This window comes from Streptomyces sp. NPDC057486 (assembly GCF_042802415.1).
Taxonomy (GTDB): Bacteria; Actinomycetota; Actinomycetes; order Streptomycetales; family Streptomycetaceae; genus Streptomyces; species Streptomyces yanii.
On the sequence record NZ_JBHVEE010000025.1, the window covers coordinates 74,266 to 91,344 of the forward strand.

Here is a 17,079-nt window from a genome sequence, read left to right on the forward strand (position 1 = left end):
GCGGCGATGGTGCCGAGCCCGCCCGGCACTCCGGGCTGCGGGGCGTGCAGTCGACGGTGGCAGTCGTGCGCACTTCACGCAAGGGGTCTCGCGCGAAGTGCGCAGAACTGTCATGCTGGCCGCGAAGGCCCGGACCGCCGTGGGGCTGCGGCAGGCTGCTTCGTGCGTGGCCCCGGCGGTCGTTCGGCCACGCCCGCAGGCGAGGAAGCCGCGGGCGACGGAGGAGAGAAGGAGGCCGCTCGTGCCGCCCGTGCCGTCCGTGCCGTTCGAAGGGTTCGACGACGAAGTGGGTTCGTCGCTCGTGGTGCTCGCGGACGACCTGTCCGGTGCGGCGGAGTGCGCGGCCCTGCTGCCCTGCTGCCGCGTGATCGATCTCGACCCGGCCGCCTCGGGTCCGCCCGGGCGGACCCGGGTCATCGACCTCGACTCGCGGCGGAGCAGCGCCGCCGGGGCGGCGCTGCTCGTGGCACACGCGGTGCACCGCCACGAACCTGCCTGCGGACGGCTGGTGAAGAAGGCCGACTCGCTGCTGCGGGGCCATTTCGCCCCGGAGGCCCGGGCGTTCGGGGAAGGGGCGGAAGGTCTCCTGGTGATACCCGCGCTCCCCGCCGCCGGCCGGACCGTCCGCGACGGGGTCGTACGGCTGCACGGAGTCCCCCTGCACCGCACCGACGCCTGGCACGCGGAACCCGGACCGCCGCCCCGGTCGGTGGCCGAGGCGCTCGGCGCTGCCCGCACCGTCGCCGTACGCCTGGACGACGTACGGGCCGGAGCACAGAGCCTGGAACACCGGCTGCGCTCCGGTCTCGCTGCCGGCACGGCCCTGGTGTGCGACGCGGAGACGGACGCCGACCTGGACGCCCTCGCAGGAGCCCTGCTCAGGCTGCCGCGGACCGTACGGACCATAGGCGCCGGCGGTATCGTCGCCGCCCTGGGACGGCGGTCCGCTACCGGGGTGCAGCGCACCGGCCCCGGCCGGCCGGCACCGGAGACCCTCCGTCAGGTCGCGGTCGTCGTCGGCACCGCACACCGCGGCGCGGCTGCGCAGATCGCGCAGCTGTCCGCGCGTGGTGCCCAGCACTTCGCCCTTCCTGCCGCTTCCCTGCTCGCCGACCCCCGGAGCGGCCGGCCGGGCGCACCGGACACCGAGCACCGCGGCCCCGCCACCGCCGTCGGCCACGTCCGCGCCCGTGCCCCGTACACGGATCCCGGGCCCGTCCGACTGCCCGCCCCGGTCACGGTGTTCAGCATCGCCCTCACCGGCACGGTCGATCCCTCGGCGGCGCCCCGCCTCGTGCACGGCCTGTGCCGTGCCGTCGCCGGACGGCTGCCGCCAAACGCCGATCTCGTCCTCACCGGCGGCGAGACCGCCCGGACCCTCCTGGACGCGCTCGCGGTCACCTCGCTGCTGCCTGTCGGGCAGGTACACCACGGCGCGGTGCTCTGCCGCACCCCGCAAGGACGCGGCGTCGTCATCCGTCCAGGAAGCCACGGCGGCCCGGACTCCCTGGTGCGCATGGTCGAGGCACTGCTGCCGGACCGCAACCGCCCGGCCCGCGCCGGAACAACGCCCCGAACGCCCGCAGGCACGAACACCCCATCAGATGGAGGACCGCGATGAACGCCCCCTTGCACAGCCCCGACCGACCCCGGACGGCCACGCCTGCCGACGATCACCGCCCCTTGGTCGCGGTCACTATGGGGGACGGTGCGGGTGTCGGCGCCGAGGTCGTCATGGCGGCGCTCGGCCACCCCGACATCGTCCACGGCTGCCGGCCCCTGGTCATCGGTGACGCCCGCAGGCTTCGGGAGGCCGCCACCCTCGTCGGCAGCGGCGACACCGTGGTCACGGTGACCGGACCCGGGGACGCCGACTGGACTCCCGGCCGCGTCAACGTCGTCGACCTGGACCTGCTCCCCGCCGGCCTGCCGTGGGGGCGGCTCGCCCAGGAGGCGGGCGAGGCCGCCTACCGCTACGTCGAGGAGGCCGCGCGGCTGGCGATGCGCGGCGACGTCGACGCCATCTGCACGGCTCCCCTCAACAAGGAGGCCCTGCGGCTCGCCGGTCACGAGTACGCCGGACACACCGACCTGCTCGCGCGACTGACAGGCGTGGACGAGGTGTCGATGATGCTGACCACCCCCGACCTGAACGTCATCCACGTCACCACCCACCTCGGCCTCATCGACGCGGTGAACCGCATCGATCCGCCCCTGGTCGAGCGCACCGTGCGCCGCGGTCACCAGACCCTGGTGCGGGCGGGGACCGCCGAGCCCGTCATCGGCGTCTGCGGCATCAACCCGCACGCGGGCGAGAACGGCCTCTTCGGCAACGGCGAGGAGGAGGCGAAGATCGCTCCCGCCCTCGCGGCGCTGCGTGCCGACGGCATCGACGCCCGAGGTCCGCTTCCCGCGGACACGGCGTTCTTCCTGGCGGCCCGGGGGGACTACGATCTGATCGTGGCGATGTACCACGACCAGGGCCATGCCCCGGTCAAGGTCCTCGGCATCGAGAACGGCGTCAACGTCACCGTCGGACTCCCCTTCATCCGCACTTCCGTCGACCACGGCACCGCCTTCGACATCGCCGGAACCGGCACCGCCCGGGGCGGCAGCATGGTCGAGGCGCTTCGCCAGGCGGTCGCCCTTGCCACCGAAAGGCACCGATGACCAGTGCGGAAGCCCGCGCCAGGCGCGAAAGCATCGTGGAGCTGGCCCAGGACGCCGGTCCGACGGCAGTGGACGAGCTCAGTTTGCGCTTCGCGGTGAGCCCGTCCACGATCCGCCGCGACCTCGCCCGCCTCACCGCCGAAGGACGCCTCGCCCGCACGTACGGCGGAGCCATGGCGCTGACAGCTTCCGCCGAGACATCCCTGCAGCGGCGTACGGCCGAGGCGGCTGAGGCCAAGCGGGCCGTCGCGGCGCTCGCGGTGACCCGCATCGCGCCGGGCGCCACGGTCCTGTTCGACGCCGGTTCCACGGTGGCCGCACTGGCCCGGGCCCTGCGCGGGGTGGCGGACGGGGTCACCGTCGCGACCGCCAGCCTGTCCGCGGTGTTCGAACTCGGCGGGGCCGAAGGCGTGCACCTCACCTGCCTGGGTGGCCACTACCGGCCGCTCAGCCACGCGTTCGTCGGCCCGCTCGCCGAAGCGGCGCTGGAACGCATGACGTTCGACGCGGTGTTCCTCGGCACTGACGGCGTCTCGCCCGCACTCGGGATCTGTGAGGCCGACGCGGAGCAGATCAGGCTCAAGGAACTGATGGCGCGCCGGTCGCACCGCGTGTACATCCTCGCCCACGCGGCGAAGCTGGGAGCGGCCCCCTTCCACGCCTGGGCCCCCTGGCAGCCCGGCTGGACCCTCGTCACCGACACCTCGGCGGACCCGGCCCTGCTCGACGCGCTGCGCGCCCGCGACGTTGAGGTGCTGCTCGCGCCACCGACGTCTGACTGACCGGGCAACAGCGGCGCCCAACGCCTGCCCGGCCGACCGCAAGGGTCCGCCGCCGGCGTGATCTTCGATCGAACGAAGCGCGCTTCGAGTCCGGTGCGGCCGGCCGCCGGCACGGCCGCAACCTCGGGCGCTCCCTACCGCTCAGGACGCAAGGCTCTTCGAAGTGAACACAACCGAATAAGGGCTTCTCGCCGATCGCAAACCTGATCGACTGGAGCCGGCTTCCGGCTCCTGCGACGGCGTCATCAACGAGTACCGACACGCCACTTGATCTGTAATGACGACTTTTCGAGCCCCACACGGTGGCCTCGAGGCGACACGAGCCGACCCAGCGCTCGGCGATCGCGTTCATCCGGGGCACGCCCGGCAGGATGGGCGCCACGCGGGCGCCGACGGCGGTGAAGACCGCGTCGAAGCCGTCCGTGAAGTAGCCGGCGTTGTCCCGGATCAGGTACCGGATACCGGCGGTGCGTGTGTCGTCCCAGCTCATGAGGAGGTTTCTGGCGCACTGCGTGACCCACGCGGTGGTGACGTTTCGGGTGACGCCAGCGATGTGCACCCGACGGGTGCCGTGCTCGATAAAGAACAGGACGAACAGGCGCCGCAGGAACACGGTGTCCACGTGGAAGACATCGACGGCAAGGATCCCCGCGGCCTGCGCGGTGAGAAACCGGGACCAGGAGCGGTCGGCGCGCTGGGGCGCCGGGTCGATGCCGGCCCTTGTCAAGATCTCCCAGACGGTGGAGGCAGCGACCTTCCAGCCCAGGTTGAGCAGTTCGCCGTGGATCCGGCGATACCCCCAGGTGTCGTTCTCCCTCGCCAGGCGCAGCGCCAGAGCACGCAGTGCCTCGGGCTTGGCCGGTCGGCCCGGGCCCCGGTGCGGGTAGGTCCACTTCTTCGCGACCAGCCTCGCGTGCCAGCGCAGCACGGTACGCGGGGTGACCAGCAGCTTCAGCGTCGAACGGTGACGCTTGCTCAGCAATCTGAGCAGGGCGGCGAGCACGGTGTGGTCCCTGCGGGTGAAGGCTGGCTTGGGGCTGCTGCGCTGGAGCACGGCCAGCTGGTGCCGGAGCACCAGTATCTCGACGTCCTTGGCCGCGGAGGAGCGGGCCAGCAGGCGCAGCCAGCCGAGCAGCAGGCAGCCGAATCGGTAGACCAGACGGAACGTCACGCTTCCCAAGCGTGCGCCGAAGGGCTCACGAGCACTTTCGATGTGATCACATCGTGACCATGAAGCCGCAGCTCAGCACAGGTGACAGGGTTGTCGACACCCACAGGCAACGGTCGTGAAGGGTGCCGCACGGCCCTCGACAGGATCCTCCTGCACCCCGCCTGAAACCCCGCCCGTATCCCTGTCCGACTGCGTTCTAGGAGCTGCCTCGTGTCCCGCCCGTATGTCCTGTTGTCCGCCGCTGTATCAATTGACGGCTACCTCGACACCCGACCGGGCGAGGAACGGCTCATACTCTCCAACGCCGAGGCTTCGATCGGAGGTCTTCGGTACGTGTGCGGAGTGCGCGGCGCTGCCGGAGAGTTGAGCGGGGTAGCGGTACGCGGTACGGGCGGGTGGTGCTCGAAGGAGCGCCGCCCGCCCGTGCGTTGTGGTGGTGGCCGCCGACGGGTCAGACGGTGCGGAACGCCAGCACGACGTTGTGGCCGCCGAAGCCGAAGGAGTTGTTGAGCGCCGCGATCCGGCCGTCGGGCAGGGGGCGGGGCTCGCCGCGGACGATGTCGGCGTCGATCGCCGGGTCGGGGGCGTCGACGTTGATGGTCGGCGGGGCGAGCCGGTGGTGCAGGGCGAGCACAGTGGCGATCGTCTCCACGCCGCCGGCGCCGCCGACCAGATGGCCGGTCATGGACTTGGTGGCCGATATCGCGAAGTGGTCGGTGTGGTCGCCGAAGACCTGGCGCAGCGCCCTGATCTCGGCGACGTCGCCGAGCGGGGTGGAGGTGGCGTGCGCGTTGATGTGCGCGATCTCGCCGGGTTCGAGGCCGGTGGAGTCCGTCAGGGACCGCAGTGCGGCGGATATGCCGCGGCCCGTCGGCTCCGGCTGGGTGATGTGGTGGCTGTCGGAGGAGATGCCCTCGCCGAGGGCCTCGGCGTAGACCCTGGCACCGCGCCGGGCGGCGTGCTCGGCGGACTCCAGGACGACGAGGCCCGCGCCCTCGCCCAGGACGAAGCCGTCGCGCCCGGTGTCGAAGGGCCGTGAGGCGCCGGTCGGGTCGTCGTTGTTCTTGGACATCGCCATCATGTTGCCGAAGGCGGCGAAGTTCAGTGGGTGCACTGCCGCCTCGGTGCCGCCGGCGATGACGACATCGGCGCGGCCGCTGCGGATCATGGTGATGGCGTAGCCGATGGCCTCGGCGCCGGAGGCGCAGGCGCTCACGAAGGTGTGCGCCCCGGCGCGGGCACCGACTTCGAGGCTGATGTGGCCCGACGAAGTGTTGGGCATCATCATCGGGATCGTGTGCGGGGAGACCTTGCGGGCTCCCCGCGTCTTGAGGATGTCGTACTGATGGAGCATGGACGTCACCCCGCCGACCGCGGTGGCGACCACGACGCCGAGACGGTCGGGGTCGACCGGCTCGTCCTCGCCCGCCCGGCCCTTGAATCCGGCGTCCTCCCACGCCTCGCGGGCCGCGATGAGGGCGAACTGGGCCGCGCGGTCGAGCCTGCGCGCCTGGGCGGGCGGGAAGATCTCCGTGGGCTCCACCGCGATCTCGGCGGCGATGCGCACCGGGAGTTCCTCGGCCCATTCGTGCGGGAGCCGGCGGACGCCGGAGCGCCCGGCGAGCAGGGCGTCCCAGGTCGAGGTGGTGTCGCCACCGAGCGGCGTGGTCGCGCCCATGCCGGTGACCACTACAGTGCGGTTGTTCTTTTCCACAGAAATCTTTTCTCCACGTCTGGAATTGCGCGGCCTCGAGTGCGCTGCTTGAAGGGCACGGCCTGGGGCGCGAGACTTGTTCCGGTTCTCTCCGGTCCGTACTGGTTCTCCGGAACGACCACATAGTCAGGAATGGCGGACGAGTACGGTTTCTCTTCCTCCTTCCACGGCTGCTTCGACAACTGATTCCACGGCTTCGAATGTGTGGAGCGGAATGGGACTTCCTCCCTGGGCATGTGCCAGGCGGTGCGGATTGGAGTTGTCCCGGTCCTGGGCGGTCGCGATTTCCCTGGATATGCGTACGGCCGTCGCCAGTAGGGGGCCGACGCATTGCGGTCCGCCGGCACCGGCGAGATCTGTCACCAGGGACAGGGACGCGACGACGGCCCCGCCGCGGTCCCGCAGTGGGGCGGCGACCGCGAAGGCACGCCGCTCCGTCTGGAAGTCGCCCGTGGCGTAGCCCCAGCGCCTGACCTGGCCGACGATCCTGCGCAGAACCAGGGGACCGGCCAGCCCCTCTTGCCTGTTCCGGGTCAGCGCGCGAGCGAGGATGTCCTCCTGCGCTTCGGAGCTCGCGTAGGCGAGCAGGACGTTTCCCGATGCCGTGGTGTGCAGGGGGAAACGGTCGCCGACGATTATCGGAGCCACGCGCACCGGGCCGCCCGAGCTGAGACTCTCCAGCCAGATTCCCTCGGCGCCGTCACGCACCGAGAGGTTCACCATGGCTTTCATCTCCTCCTGAAGTCGCAGCATGTGCGACATCGCTGCCGTGCGCAGCGCGCGGTGCCTCGGCGCGTGCGCGGCAAGTTCCCACAGCCGGAGTCCGATGGTGTATCTGCTTCCTTCCACCCGTTCCAGGGCCCCCAGGGAAACGAGCTTTGTCACCATGCGGTGGGCCGTCGCCACGGGAAGGTCGGAAAGGCGGCTGATATCGCTCAGCGACAGCGAGTGGTCCCTGCCCCTGAAGACACCGAGAACGCTGAAAGCGCGCTCGACGACCGATCGATTTTCCGTGGTGTTGCGGATTTCCATCCGTAGTGACTCGCTTTCGCCTGGTGCACCTTGATGCGCTGCGATCCCCCGACGCTACGAACAAGACCCTCACAGACGTGGAGCAATGGTGAAGGTCACTTCGGTGACACCGAGGGAGCCAGTGCCCGAACAACCACGTCACCCGTCCGTCCGGCGACGGCACGAGGGCCGTCGCCGGACGGATGGGTGATCGCCAGCAACCGACAGGCTCTTACGGACCGGCCGTCACCTGGGGTGCCGCACGGGCCGCGTGACGGGGCGTCGGGCCCCGTTCCCGCGACCGTGCCGGGTTCACTGCTGCGGCAGGTCGCGGCGCGGGTGCCGGGGGCGCAGCGAGGGGTCGACCGCGGGGATGCCCACTCTGAAGAAGACCAGCGGGCGTTCGCCGTCCTCGGCCCCGCACAGGGCCGCGAGGTCCCCGACGGTGTGCGGGCAGTCGATGACATGGCTCTGGGGATGGACGTAGATCCCCTGCCGGAAGAGGTCCAGCCAGAGGCGGGTGACCAGGCGTCCGGCCGCCACCTCCTGGGCCGTGTCCTCGCCCTTGTCCAGGATCACCAGGACGACGCCATCACCGGCGGTCGCGCTGGAGGAGAGTGGGGTGAGGAAGCGCGGCAGCCCCAGCGGGCGCAGTGCCCGGTAGACGACCGGGGAGAAGAGAAGTCCCATGAGGAAGCGCTCCACCCGGTTCAGTACCAGCATGACGTCGTTCAGGCCGTCGCTGCGGTACTTGGGGTGACGGGGACTCAGCCGCGTCCACGCCATCAGTTCGGCGGCGATCCCGGGGTCGCCGAAGAACCAGTGGTAGGCGCGGACGAGCAGCGGCCTGGCCGCGGCCGTGCTGATCGCGGCCACCCGGAAGCCTGCCGCGCGGGCAGTCTCCTGCGCGGCCTCGATCGCCTTCGTGTCGACCTGCTGCGGCTTCCAGGCGCCGCGCCAGACCCGGCGGCCGGCGATGTCGGACGTCCGGAAGCCGGTGTCGTACGGCCGGTCGGCCGGCAGCAGCCGGCCCACGCGCCGGGTCTCGGTGTCGAGGTCGAGCTCGAAGTCGACGGCGATGCTCTGCTCGGCCGCGGCTATGAGCAGGCTCTCCACGTACGTGCCCAGCGACAGCCGCAGATCGCGGTGGGCCGGGTCGCTCGGCCCCAGCGCGTCCTCGGCGCGCCAGCCCACCTCGACTCGGCCAGTGCCGGGACGGAGCTCCCAGGGCTGGGTGTTGTGCGCGTTCGCCGCCCGGGCCGACTCGGCGGCGACCTCTCTCAGCCGGTCCAGGGACGTGGTCGTGTTCTCGGGGCTCGTCATGCTCTGACTCCGTCCTTGTGACGCCGGTCCTCGGCCGCACCGGTGGCCGGGACAGTGATGGCGGCAACCGTTTCCTCGGCCGACTCGCGGATACCGAAGCGGACGTGGACGCTCCGCAGCCAGGAGGGGGCCCACCAGCTGATGCGGCCGGTGGCCCGCAGCGACGCCGGTACGAGCGCGCCGCGCACCAGGACGGCGTCGATGAGGATCGCCAGGCCGGTGGCGGCGCCGTACAGCTTGATCAGGGAGACGCCGGAGGTGAGCATCGCGAAGAAGGAGACCGCGAGGATGGCCGCGGCCGCGGTGATCACCGGCCCGCTCGCCCCGAGGCCGTCGCGGACGGCGGTGGCCAGGTCGCCGGAGCGCTCGTAGTGCTCCTTGATCCGGGAGATCAGGAAGACCTCGTAGTCCATCGACAGTCCGAAGGCGATGCAGAAGACCAGGACCGGCATGGAGACGGCGAGCGGCGAGGGGGTGAAGCCGAGGGCGTCGGAGAGGTTGCCGTCCTGGAAGATCCAGACCGTCACGCCGAGGATCGAAACCAGGCTGAGGAGGTTGAGCAGCAGCGCCCTGATCGGCTGCACCACGCTGCCGGTGAGAAGGAAGAGGAACAGGAGGCTGAAGACCACGATCAGGACGAGGGCGATCGGCAGCTTGTCGGCGATGGACTGGTTGATGTCGGTGACCTGGGCCGCCTGGCCGCCGACGAGCACGCGGTTACCGGCCGGCGGGGTGATGTCCCTTACGTCGCGGGCGAGTTGGGAGCCCTCGGAGGAGTACGGGGCCACGTCCGTCTGGACCTGGAGCCAGGTCGCGGTGCCGTTGTCGAAGCGGGCCACCTGGGCCGCCGGCAGGGAACTGACCTTGGCGCCCTTCTCGAAGACGCCCGCGGCGCTGACGACCTTGGTCGCCTCGTCCGCACGGGACAGGGCGGTGGCGTACGTCGCGAGGTCGGCGTCGGAGCCCTTCCAGTTCTGGGCGACGACGTTGAGCGCGTGCTCGTCACCGGTGCCGAAGTCCTTGCGCAGCGCCTCGGCCACGACCCGGCTCTCGCTGTCCTTCGGCAGCACCCGCTCGTCGGGGACGCCGAACTGGGAGTGGCCGAAGGGCAGGGCGATGGCGATGAGCAGGATCACGACGGGCGTGGCGAGCAGCAGCGGCTTGCGGAACGCAAGGCCGGCGATGCGGCCCCAGGTGGTGTTCATGGCGGGCTTCGGGGCGGTCCGGCGGGCCCAGCCCAGGGCGTCGATCTTGTCGCCGAGCAGGATGAGGGCCGGGGGCAGGAGCAGGAGGGCGCCGCCGACGGACAGCAGGACCACCGAGATGCCGGCGAAGGCGAAGGAGCGCAGGAAGTACTGGTCGAAGACCAGCAGGGTGGCGAGGGCGGCGCCGACGACGCCACCGCTGACGAACACGGTGCGGCCCGCGGTCGCGCGGGTGACGCGCAGCGCGTCGGCATTGCTGCGGCCGGCGGCGCGCTCCTCGCGGTAGCGGGTGACGATCAGCAGGCTGTAGTCGACCGCCAGACCGAGACCGAGCGCGGTGATGAGGTTGACCCCGAAGACCGAGACGTCGGTGAACCGGGAGAGGACGTTGAGGATGCCCAACGAGCCGACCACGGTGAGCACCGCGAGCAGCAGCGGGAGCAGCGCCGCGATCACGCCGCGGAACACGAGGATGAGCAGCAGCAGCGTCAGCGGGATCGCGATGGTCTCCGCGGCGACGATGTCCTTCTCGATCTGCGCGTTCATGTCGTTGTTGACGGCGTTGATGCCGCCGAAGGACACCGCCACGGCGCCGTCCGGGTCGGACAGCTCCTCGTGGAGCTTCTTGGTGGTCTTGAGACTCTCGTTCTCGTCACCGTTGATCCGGACCAGGACCAGCCCCGCGTCGTCGGAGCGCAGCGCCGGGTCGGGGGTGTCGAAGTAGGAGGCGACGACCCGGGCGCCGGAGTCGTCGCCGATCGTCCTGACGACCCTGTCGGCGGCGGCGTGCGCCTCGGAGCTGTCGACCCCACCCTTGGTGTCCTCGATCCGGACCAACAGGTTGGGCTGGCTCTCCGGGAAGGAGTGCTCCAGCGCCGAGGCGGCGGCCACGGAGTCGGAGTCGGGGTTGTCGAACCCGCCGGACTTGAGGTTCTCGAGCACCCCGGCGCCGGCCGCGCCGGTGATGATCAGGAACAGCAGTCCGGCGAGCAGTGTGAACCACGGGCCGCGTCGGCTCTGCCGACCGCTTTGGGGTGGCACCGAAGTGGTCGCCATGGGAGGTCCTTTCGTCTTTCTCTGATGGTTCGCCCGATGCCTGTCCGGGCTCTGCCGAGCGCTGTCGGGCCTCATCGGTGCTGGAGGTGCGGAGGTACTGGGCGTTGCGTCGAGGAGCACGGCTCGTCCCCTGCGGGACACGCCTGTTGATGGGCCGACCTCGAGTCAGAGTGATGCTCCCATTCGAGAGCACTGGTCTCGATATGAATCAGCGTTACGGTTTAGTGAACACTGATTCAAGGGCGGTGCTCCGATTGTGGAGCAGTGGTCCAATCAGTGACCATGGGGCAAACTTGAGACCATGAGCGTGATCCGAGGAGCCAGGGAAAGGGCCCGTGCCGAGGTCGGGGCGGCCATCAAGGAGGAGGCTGGGCGCCAGCTCGCGGCCGAGGGGGCAGCACAGCTGTCGCTGCGGGCGGTCGCCCGTGAGCTGGGACTGGCACCGTCGGCGGTCTACCGCTACTTCCCGAATCGCGACGATCTCCTCACGGCCCTCATCGTCGGCGCGTACGACGCTCTCGGCGCCGCGGCCGAGACCGCGCTCGCGGACGCCGGGACGGCGGATCCGCTGCGAAGCTGGATGGCCGTCTGCCGGGCGATCCGGGACTGGGCGCTCGCCCGTCCGCACGAGTACGCCCTGATCTACGGCTCGCCCGTCCCCGGGTACAACGCTCCGCCGGACACCGTCGGCCCCGCCTCACGCGTCCCCCTCGCCCTGGTCGGCGTCGTGGAAGCGGCCGACGCGGCGGGTGCGCTCGCCTCGTTCCCCGGGAGCGGGCAGCAGGACGAGGGGGTCAGCGCCGACGCCCGACGGCTCTTCCAGGACTCCGGCCGCACGATCCCGCTGACGGCCGCGGTCCGGCTGGTCGCCGTCTGGGCGCAGCTCTTCGGGCTGATCAGCTTCGAGGCGTTCGGACGGTTCGACCGGATCATCGACGCCCGTGACGACGTGTTCGACCGGGCGGTGCTCGACCTGGCACACCAGGCCGGCCTGCGCCCCACCGGCACCGGACCGGCCGCCGAATCCGCCGCCGGCCGGTAGCCGTACAGGCCCGGCGCAGCCCCGGCCCCGGCCGCCCCGGCCCGCCCGGCCGCCGGGGCGGCAATACCGTACGGACACCCCCGGGACACGCGCGACGACAGGCTGATGTTTTCCCTTTACGCCGCGTTCATTCCACTGAGTGAAAAGGCATATCGCCGACCCTCCCCGATTGTCGAAAACTGAAGACGCGGCGCGAAGTTGACGCTTGGCTGGATCTGACGTTCCGTCATTATGGGCTTCTGGCTGCCCGTTACCCGAATGATTCCGCACGACCCGCCATTCACCCGCTTCTGACGCCGCGTCATGCAATCCATCGATATCGGATCGGGGTATCAGCCGTGACTGGTATAGCCATCGTCGGCATGTCGTGCCGCTTTCCCGGCGCCGGGGACCTCAATGAGTTCTGGCAGATGACCGTCAACGCCGAGCCGCAGTTCGCAGGGGTGCCCGAATCGCGCTGGGATCATTCCAAATACCACAGACCGGGCGATTTCCGGGAGCCGCACAGCACCTACACCGACAAGGTGGCCTTCCTCCCCGCCGTCGATCAGTTCGCCCCCTCCCACTACGGCGTGCCGCCGCGCCGGGCGAAGGCCATGGACCCCCAGCAGCGCCTCTTCGTCGACCTCGCCCGGGAGGCCCTGCAGGACACCGGCTGGGAACGAGGCTCCTTCGACCGCGCGACGACCGGCGTGTTCGCCGGGGTGTCCTCGACCGACTACCGCGAAGCGACCTTCGCGCGGACCAGCGCCCGGCTCCTCGCGGACGGTTCGTACCACGGCGGCGAGGACGACCCCGAACTCCTGGCTGGCCTGGAGGAGGCCGCCGGGTCGGCGGTCATGCCCGTGGGGCCGTTCTCCATCGCCGGCGTCATCGGCAACATGGTGCCGGCCGCCGTGAGTGAGGTGTTCGACCTCGGCGGCCCCTCGTACGCCGTCGACGCGGCCTGCTCGTCGGCGCTGGTGGCGCTGGACACGGCGGTACGGAGCCTGCGGTCGGGCGGGTGCTCGGTCGCCCTCGTCGGCGGTGTCTTCGTCAACCTCACGCCCAACGCGCTGATCGGCTTCTCCCGCGCCGGCGCGCTCTCCCGGGACGGCGTGTGCCGGCCGTTCGACGAGCGGGCGGACGGCTTCGTGCTCGGCGAGGGCGGCGGCGTGCTGGTGCTCCGTCCGCTGGCGGACGCCCTCGCGGCCGGCGACCGGGTCTACGCCGTCGTGAGCGGCGTCGGCACCGCCAACGACGGGCGCGGCGGCGGCCCGATGACGCCGCAGGCCCAGGGGCAGCTCGCCGCGCTGCGCGCCGCCTACAAGGACGCCGGGGTGGCGCCCGGGGCGATCGACCTGCTGGAGGCCCACGGCACCGGCACCCCGGTCGGCGACCGCACCGAGATGGAGGCGATGCGCCTGCTGCGCGACGAGGCGGGCCGGACCCGGCCCTGCTACGTCTCCTCGTCCAAGGCCCTCATCGGCCACACCCTCTCCGCGGCCGGCGCGGCGGGTCTCGTACGGGCCGCCCTGGCCCTGCACCACGGCGTCGTACCGCCGCAGCCCGCCGAACACCGCATCAGTCCCGAGCTGCGGCTCGACGAGTCGGGGCTGCGCCTGGCCACCACGCCGCAGCAGTGGCCGCAGGGCGAGGTGCGCCGGGCCGGGGTGAGCTCGTTCGGCTTCGGCGGCACGAATGTCCACGCCGTCCTCGAAGGCGCGCCGCTCCCCGAGCCCGCCCCGGGGCAGCCCGCACGGGAGGACGAGCCGTGGCTGTTCCTCCTGTCCGCCGGCTCGGTGCCGCAACTGGCACGGCACGCCCGGAAGATCCGGAACGCCGTCGCCGCGTCCGCCGCGGAACCCGCCGCGGTGGCCCGCACCCTGGCCACCCGCGAACTGCTCGCCGCCCGCCTCTCCTTCGTCGCCGCCACGCGCCAGGAGCTCCTCGGCCGGCTCGACCTGGCCGCCCGGCGGCTGGCGGAGGGCGCCACCGGCGAGCTGGCCCCCGGTATCCATGCCGCAGCCAAGCCGCTGCCCGAGGCGGAGCGGAAGGTCGCCTTCGCCTTCCCCGGGCAGGGGGCGCAGCGGCCGGGGATGCTCGCGGACCTGGTCCGGCGCTTCCCGGCGCTGGCCCGGCGCGCCGAGGAACTGACCGCCCTGATCGCCGAGGAGTCGGCGGAGCTCCCCGCGCACCTGCCCGGCCTGCTGTGGGCAGAGCACGCGTCCGACGACGACGGGGCGATGACGGCCCTCACGGTCACGGACCTGTGCCAGCCTGCGCTCGGCATCAGCGGGGTCGCCACCGCCGAGCTGCTGGCCGCCTGCGGCGTCGTCCCCTCCCTCGCCGTCGGGCACAGCGTCGGCGAGTTCCCGGCGGCGGTCGCGGCCGGCGCGATCGGGGCGGATGAGACGGTCCGGTTCATGGCCCGGCGGGGCGCGGCGCTCGCCGCCGCCGTACCGGCCGGAACCGGTGTGATGCTCGCCGTCCAGACGACGCACGAGAAGGCGGAGAAGCTCGCCGCCGACGTGGACGGGGTGTGGCCCGCCTGCTACAACCACGAGCACCAGGTGGTGTTCAGCGGCGGCGAGGCGGCCGTGGAGCGGCTGCGCGAGCACTGCGCGGAGCGCGGCGTGGCGGCGGTGCGGCTGCAGGTGTCGCACGCCTTCCACTCGCCGCTGGTGGCCGCGGCCGACAAGGCGGTGACCCACCACATCGCGGCCCTCCCGCTCGTGGCGCCCGCCCGTGCCTTCGTCTCCAGCGTCAGCGGCCGGGGATGCGACGAGCCGCAGGAGATCCGGGACCTGTGGGGCCGGCACAACAGCGTCCCCGTGCGCTTCAGCGACGCCGTCACCTCGGTGGCGGACGCCGGTGCCCGCTTCCTGGTGCAGATCTACGGCGGTGACTCGTTGTTGCGGATGGCCCGGCGCACCCCGGCTGCCGAGGCGCTGGAATTCGTACCGCTCACCACGAGCCGGCCGGATGGCGCGCGGGTATTCCTGACGGGGCTGGGCCGGCTCGCCGTGGCAGGTGTGCCGGTGGATCCCGCCCCGCTCTTCCCGGCGGACGCCCCGCTGTTGCTGTCGCTTCCGGCGTCGCCCCTGGAGACGTCGTCGTTCACAGTCCTCAAGCGATCGGGCCGGAAGCGGACCGCCGATGCCCGACGTGCCGGTGCCCCGGCGCCTGCCGCCTCCGCGGCCTCCGTGGCCGAGGTCCCGGTCGTCGTCCGGTCCGCGTCCACAACGACCGTGCCGAACCGCTCCATGGTCACCCACACGTCCGCCGCCACCTCCGCCTCCGCCTCCGCCTCCTCGAACGGTGAATCGAGCATGAGCAGCCTTATCTCGTTCCTCCACGCCCAGGTGAATCTGCTGCAGTCGTTCGGCGCCGCGGTCGACGGCCCGGTACCGAACGGTGCGTCGGCTACCGTGACCGCCGGTGCGTACCCGGTCCCGGTGCCGTCGCCCGCCGTCCCCACGGCCGACGCGCCGGCCGGCCCGGTGGCCGTCGTGGACGCCCCGGCGGCCCCCGCCGTCGCGACCGCAGAGGCCGCGGACGTGGTGACGTCCCGCGTGGTCTCCGCGATAGCCAAGATCAGTGCGTACTCCGAGGACTTCCTGCAGCCGGGACATGTATTCGCCACCGACCTCGGCTTCGACTCGATCATGCTTGCCGAGCTCGCCGCGGGCCTGCGCAGACAGTGGCCGGACATCGAGGTGCGGACCTCGGACGTGGTGAAGATCAGCACCGTCGGCGAGCTGATCACAACGGTCCAGGAGCTCCTCGGCACCGCTCCGGCCGCCCCCGCACCGGCACCCATCGAGGCCTCCGCCCTACCCTCCGTGCCCGAGCCGCGTGCTGAAGCCGTCCCCGCGTCGAACCTCACCGCGACCGGTGATGTCAGGGTCCTGCCCGAAGTCGTCGCCACGCTCGAACGCTCGCGCATGTACGAGCACTTCGGCGTCCGCAACCCCTACTACCTTCCGCACGAGGGCACGATCCGGGACGTCACCCGGGTCGAGGGCACCGAACTGATCTCGTTCTCCAGCTACAACTACCTGGGCCTGTCCGGCCATCCGACTGTCGTCAAGGCCGTGACCAAGGCGGTCAAGCAGTACGGCAGCTCGGTCTCGGCCGCCCGCATTCTGTCCGGCAACCGTCCGCTGCACGAGGAGCTTGACCGGGGCCTCGCCCGCCTCGTCGGCGCCCAGGACGCCGTCACGCTGGTCAGCGGCCACGCCACCAACGTCACTGTCATCGGCCACCTGGTGGGCCCCGAGGACCTGATCCTGCACGACGCGCTCGCCCACGACAGCATCATCCAGGGCTGTCGGCTCTCGGGGGCGAGCCGCCAGCCGTTCCCGCACAACGACATCGCCGCCCTGGACCGCATCCTGCACCAGGTGCGTGACCGCTACCGCCGGGTGCTGATCGTGGTCGAGGGCGTGTACAGCATGGACGGCGACATCGCCGACCTGCCCGCCCTGATCGCCGTCAAGCAGCGGCACGCGGCGCTGCTGATGGTGGACGAGGCCCACAGCATCGGCGTGATGGGCAAGACGGGCGGCGGCATGGGCCAGCACTGGGGCGTCGACGCCGACGACGTCGACGTGTGGATGGGCACCCTGTCCAAGTCACTGGCGAGCTGCGGCGGCTACGTGGCCGGCCGGCACGAGCTGATCGAGCACTTCCGCTACACCCTCCCAGGCTTCATCTACAGTGCGGGCCTCACCCCGCCGAACACCGCCGCCTCTCTGGCCGCACTACAGGTGATCCAGGAGGAGCCCGAGCGGCTCGACCGGCTCCACCAGCGCTCGGCCCTGTTCCTGCGGCTCTCCGCGGCGGCCGGGATCGACGTCGGCACCAGCGAGGGCACGCCGGTCGTGCCGTGCATCACGGGCGACTCGGAGAAGGCGCTCAAGCTCGCCGACCGGCTCTATCAGCGGGGCATCAGCGCCAACCCGATCCTGCACCCGGCGGTCGAGGAGCGGCTGGCCCGGCTCCGGTTCTTCATCACCTCCGAGCACACCGAGGAGCAGATCGAGTACACGGTGAAGGTGATGGCCGAGGAGCTGGCGAAGCTGGCCTGATCCCGTCGGCGTACGAAGCGAGCGGACCGAGGC

10 protein-coding genes are annotated in these 17,079 nt (G+C 71.5%); 5 read left to right on the forward strand and 5 right to left on the reverse strand.

Annotation, left to right across the window (positions count from 1 at the left end; genetic code table 11):
- Window positions 1–241 precede the first annotated feature (241 nt).
- The 3 genes from ACFU6I_RS14810 to ACFU6I_RS14820 are packed head-to-tail and all read left to right on the forward strand — an operon-like array spanning window position 242 to window position 3,452.
- Window positions 242–1,621, forward strand: a complete 1,380-nt coding sequence (locus ACFU6I_RS14810) for a four-carbon acid sugar kinase family protein (RefSeq protein ID WP_384365679.1) — start codon at window positions 242–244, stop codon at window positions 1,619–1,621.
- Window positions 1,618–2,670, forward strand: coding sequence for a 4-hydroxythreonine-4-phosphate dehydrogenase PdxA (gene pdxA / locus ACFU6I_RS14815; protein WP_384365682.1), 1,053 nt, complete (start codon window positions 1,618–1,620; stop codon window positions 2,668–2,670). Before ACFU6I_RS14810 ends, pdxA begins: the two co-directional genes overlap by 4 nt.
- Window positions 2,667–3,452, forward strand: a complete 786-nt coding sequence (locus ACFU6I_RS14820; RefSeq protein ID WP_384365685.1) for a DeoR/GlpR family DNA-binding transcription regulator — start codon at window positions 2,667–2,669, stop codon at window positions 3,450–3,452. Before pdxA ends, ACFU6I_RS14820 begins: the two co-directional genes overlap by 4 nt.
- Here ACFU6I_RS14820 and ACFU6I_RS14825 read toward each other — a convergent pair.
- From ACFU6I_RS14825 to ACFU6I_RS14845, 5 genes are all read right to left on the reverse strand, one after another.
- Window positions 3,364–4,623, reverse strand: coding sequence for an integrase (locus ACFU6I_RS14825; RefSeq protein WP_384365688.1), 1,260 nt, complete (start codon window positions 4,621–4,623; stop codon window positions 3,364–3,366). The two genes, ACFU6I_RS14820 and ACFU6I_RS14825, sit on opposite strands and share 89 nt — an antisense overlap.
- Before the next feature lie 451 nt (window positions 4,624–5,074).
- Window positions 5,075–6,337 (reverse strand): beta-ketoacyl-ACP synthase II, encoded by a 1,263-nt coding sequence (fabF, locus tag ACFU6I_RS14830; RefSeq protein WP_384365691.1) that lies wholly within the window; start codon window positions 6,335–6,337, stop codon window positions 5,075–5,077.
- Window positions 6,338–6,463: 126 nt separating this feature from the next.
- A complete protein-coding gene (locus ACFU6I_RS14835) occupies window positions 6,464–7,369 on the reverse strand; it encodes an IclR family transcriptional regulator (protein WP_384365694.1) in 906 nt (301 codons plus the stop codon).
- A 291-nt stretch (window positions 7,370–7,660) separates the two neighbouring features.
- The gene (locus ACFU6I_RS14840) at window positions 7,661–8,671 is read right to left on the reverse strand and encodes a hypothetical protein (RefSeq protein ID WP_384365697.1); all 1,011 of its coding nucleotides are present in this window, start codon (window positions 8,669–8,671) and stop codon (window positions 7,661–7,663) included.
- Entirely contained in the window at window positions 8,668–10,932 is a 2,265-nt protein-coding gene (locus ACFU6I_RS14845) for an MMPL family transporter (protein WP_384365700.1), read from the reverse strand. Before ACFU6I_RS14845 ends, ACFU6I_RS14840 begins: the two co-directional genes overlap by 4 nt.
- Window positions 10,933–11,233: 301 nt before the next feature.
- Between ACFU6I_RS14845 and ACFU6I_RS14850 the strand changes: the two genes are divergently transcribed.
- Both ACFU6I_RS14850 and ACFU6I_RS14855 read left to right on the forward strand, forming a co-directional pair.
- Window positions 11,234–11,974 carry a TetR/AcrR family transcriptional regulator gene (locus ACFU6I_RS14850; protein ID WP_384365702.1) on the forward strand — a complete coding sequence of 247 codons (741 nt, stop codon included), beginning with the start codon at window positions 11,234–11,236 and terminating at the stop codon, window positions 11,972–11,974.
- A 338-nt stretch (window positions 11,975–12,312) separates the two neighbouring features.
- Window positions 12,313–17,046 (forward strand): aminotransferase class I/II-fold pyridoxal phosphate-dependent enzyme, encoded by a 4,734-nt coding sequence (locus tag ACFU6I_RS14855; protein ID WP_384365705.1) that lies wholly within the window; start codon window positions 12,313–12,315, stop codon window positions 17,044–17,046.
- Window positions 17,047–17,079 lie beyond the last annotated feature (33 nt).

Excerpts from the sequence above, each read along its gene's own strand:
- pdxA (WP_384365682.1), top strand. The coding sequence starts at position 1,618 with ATGAACGCCCCCTTGCACAGCCCCGACCGACCCCGGACGGCCACGCCT.
- ACFU6I_RS14820 (WP_384365685.1), top strand. The coding sequence starts at position 2,667 with ATGACCAGTGCGGAAGCCCGCGCCAGGCGCGAAAGCATCGTGGAGCTG.
- ACFU6I_RS14835 (WP_384365694.1), bottom strand. The coding sequence starts at position 7,369 with ATGGAAATCCGCAACACCACGGAAAATCGATCGGTCGTCGAGCGCGCT.
- ACFU6I_RS14840 (WP_384365697.1), bottom strand. The coding sequence starts at position 8,671 with ATGACGAGCCCCGAGAACACGACCACGTCCCTGGACCGGCTGAGAGAG.
- ACFU6I_RS14845 (WP_384365700.1), bottom strand. The coding sequence starts at position 10,932 with ATGGCGACCACTTCGGTGCCACCCCAAAGCGGTCGGCAGAGCCGACGC.
- ACFU6I_RS14850 (WP_384365702.1), top strand. The coding sequence starts at position 11,234 with ATGAGCGTGATCCGAGGAGCCAGGGAAAGGGCCCGTGCCGAGGTCGGG.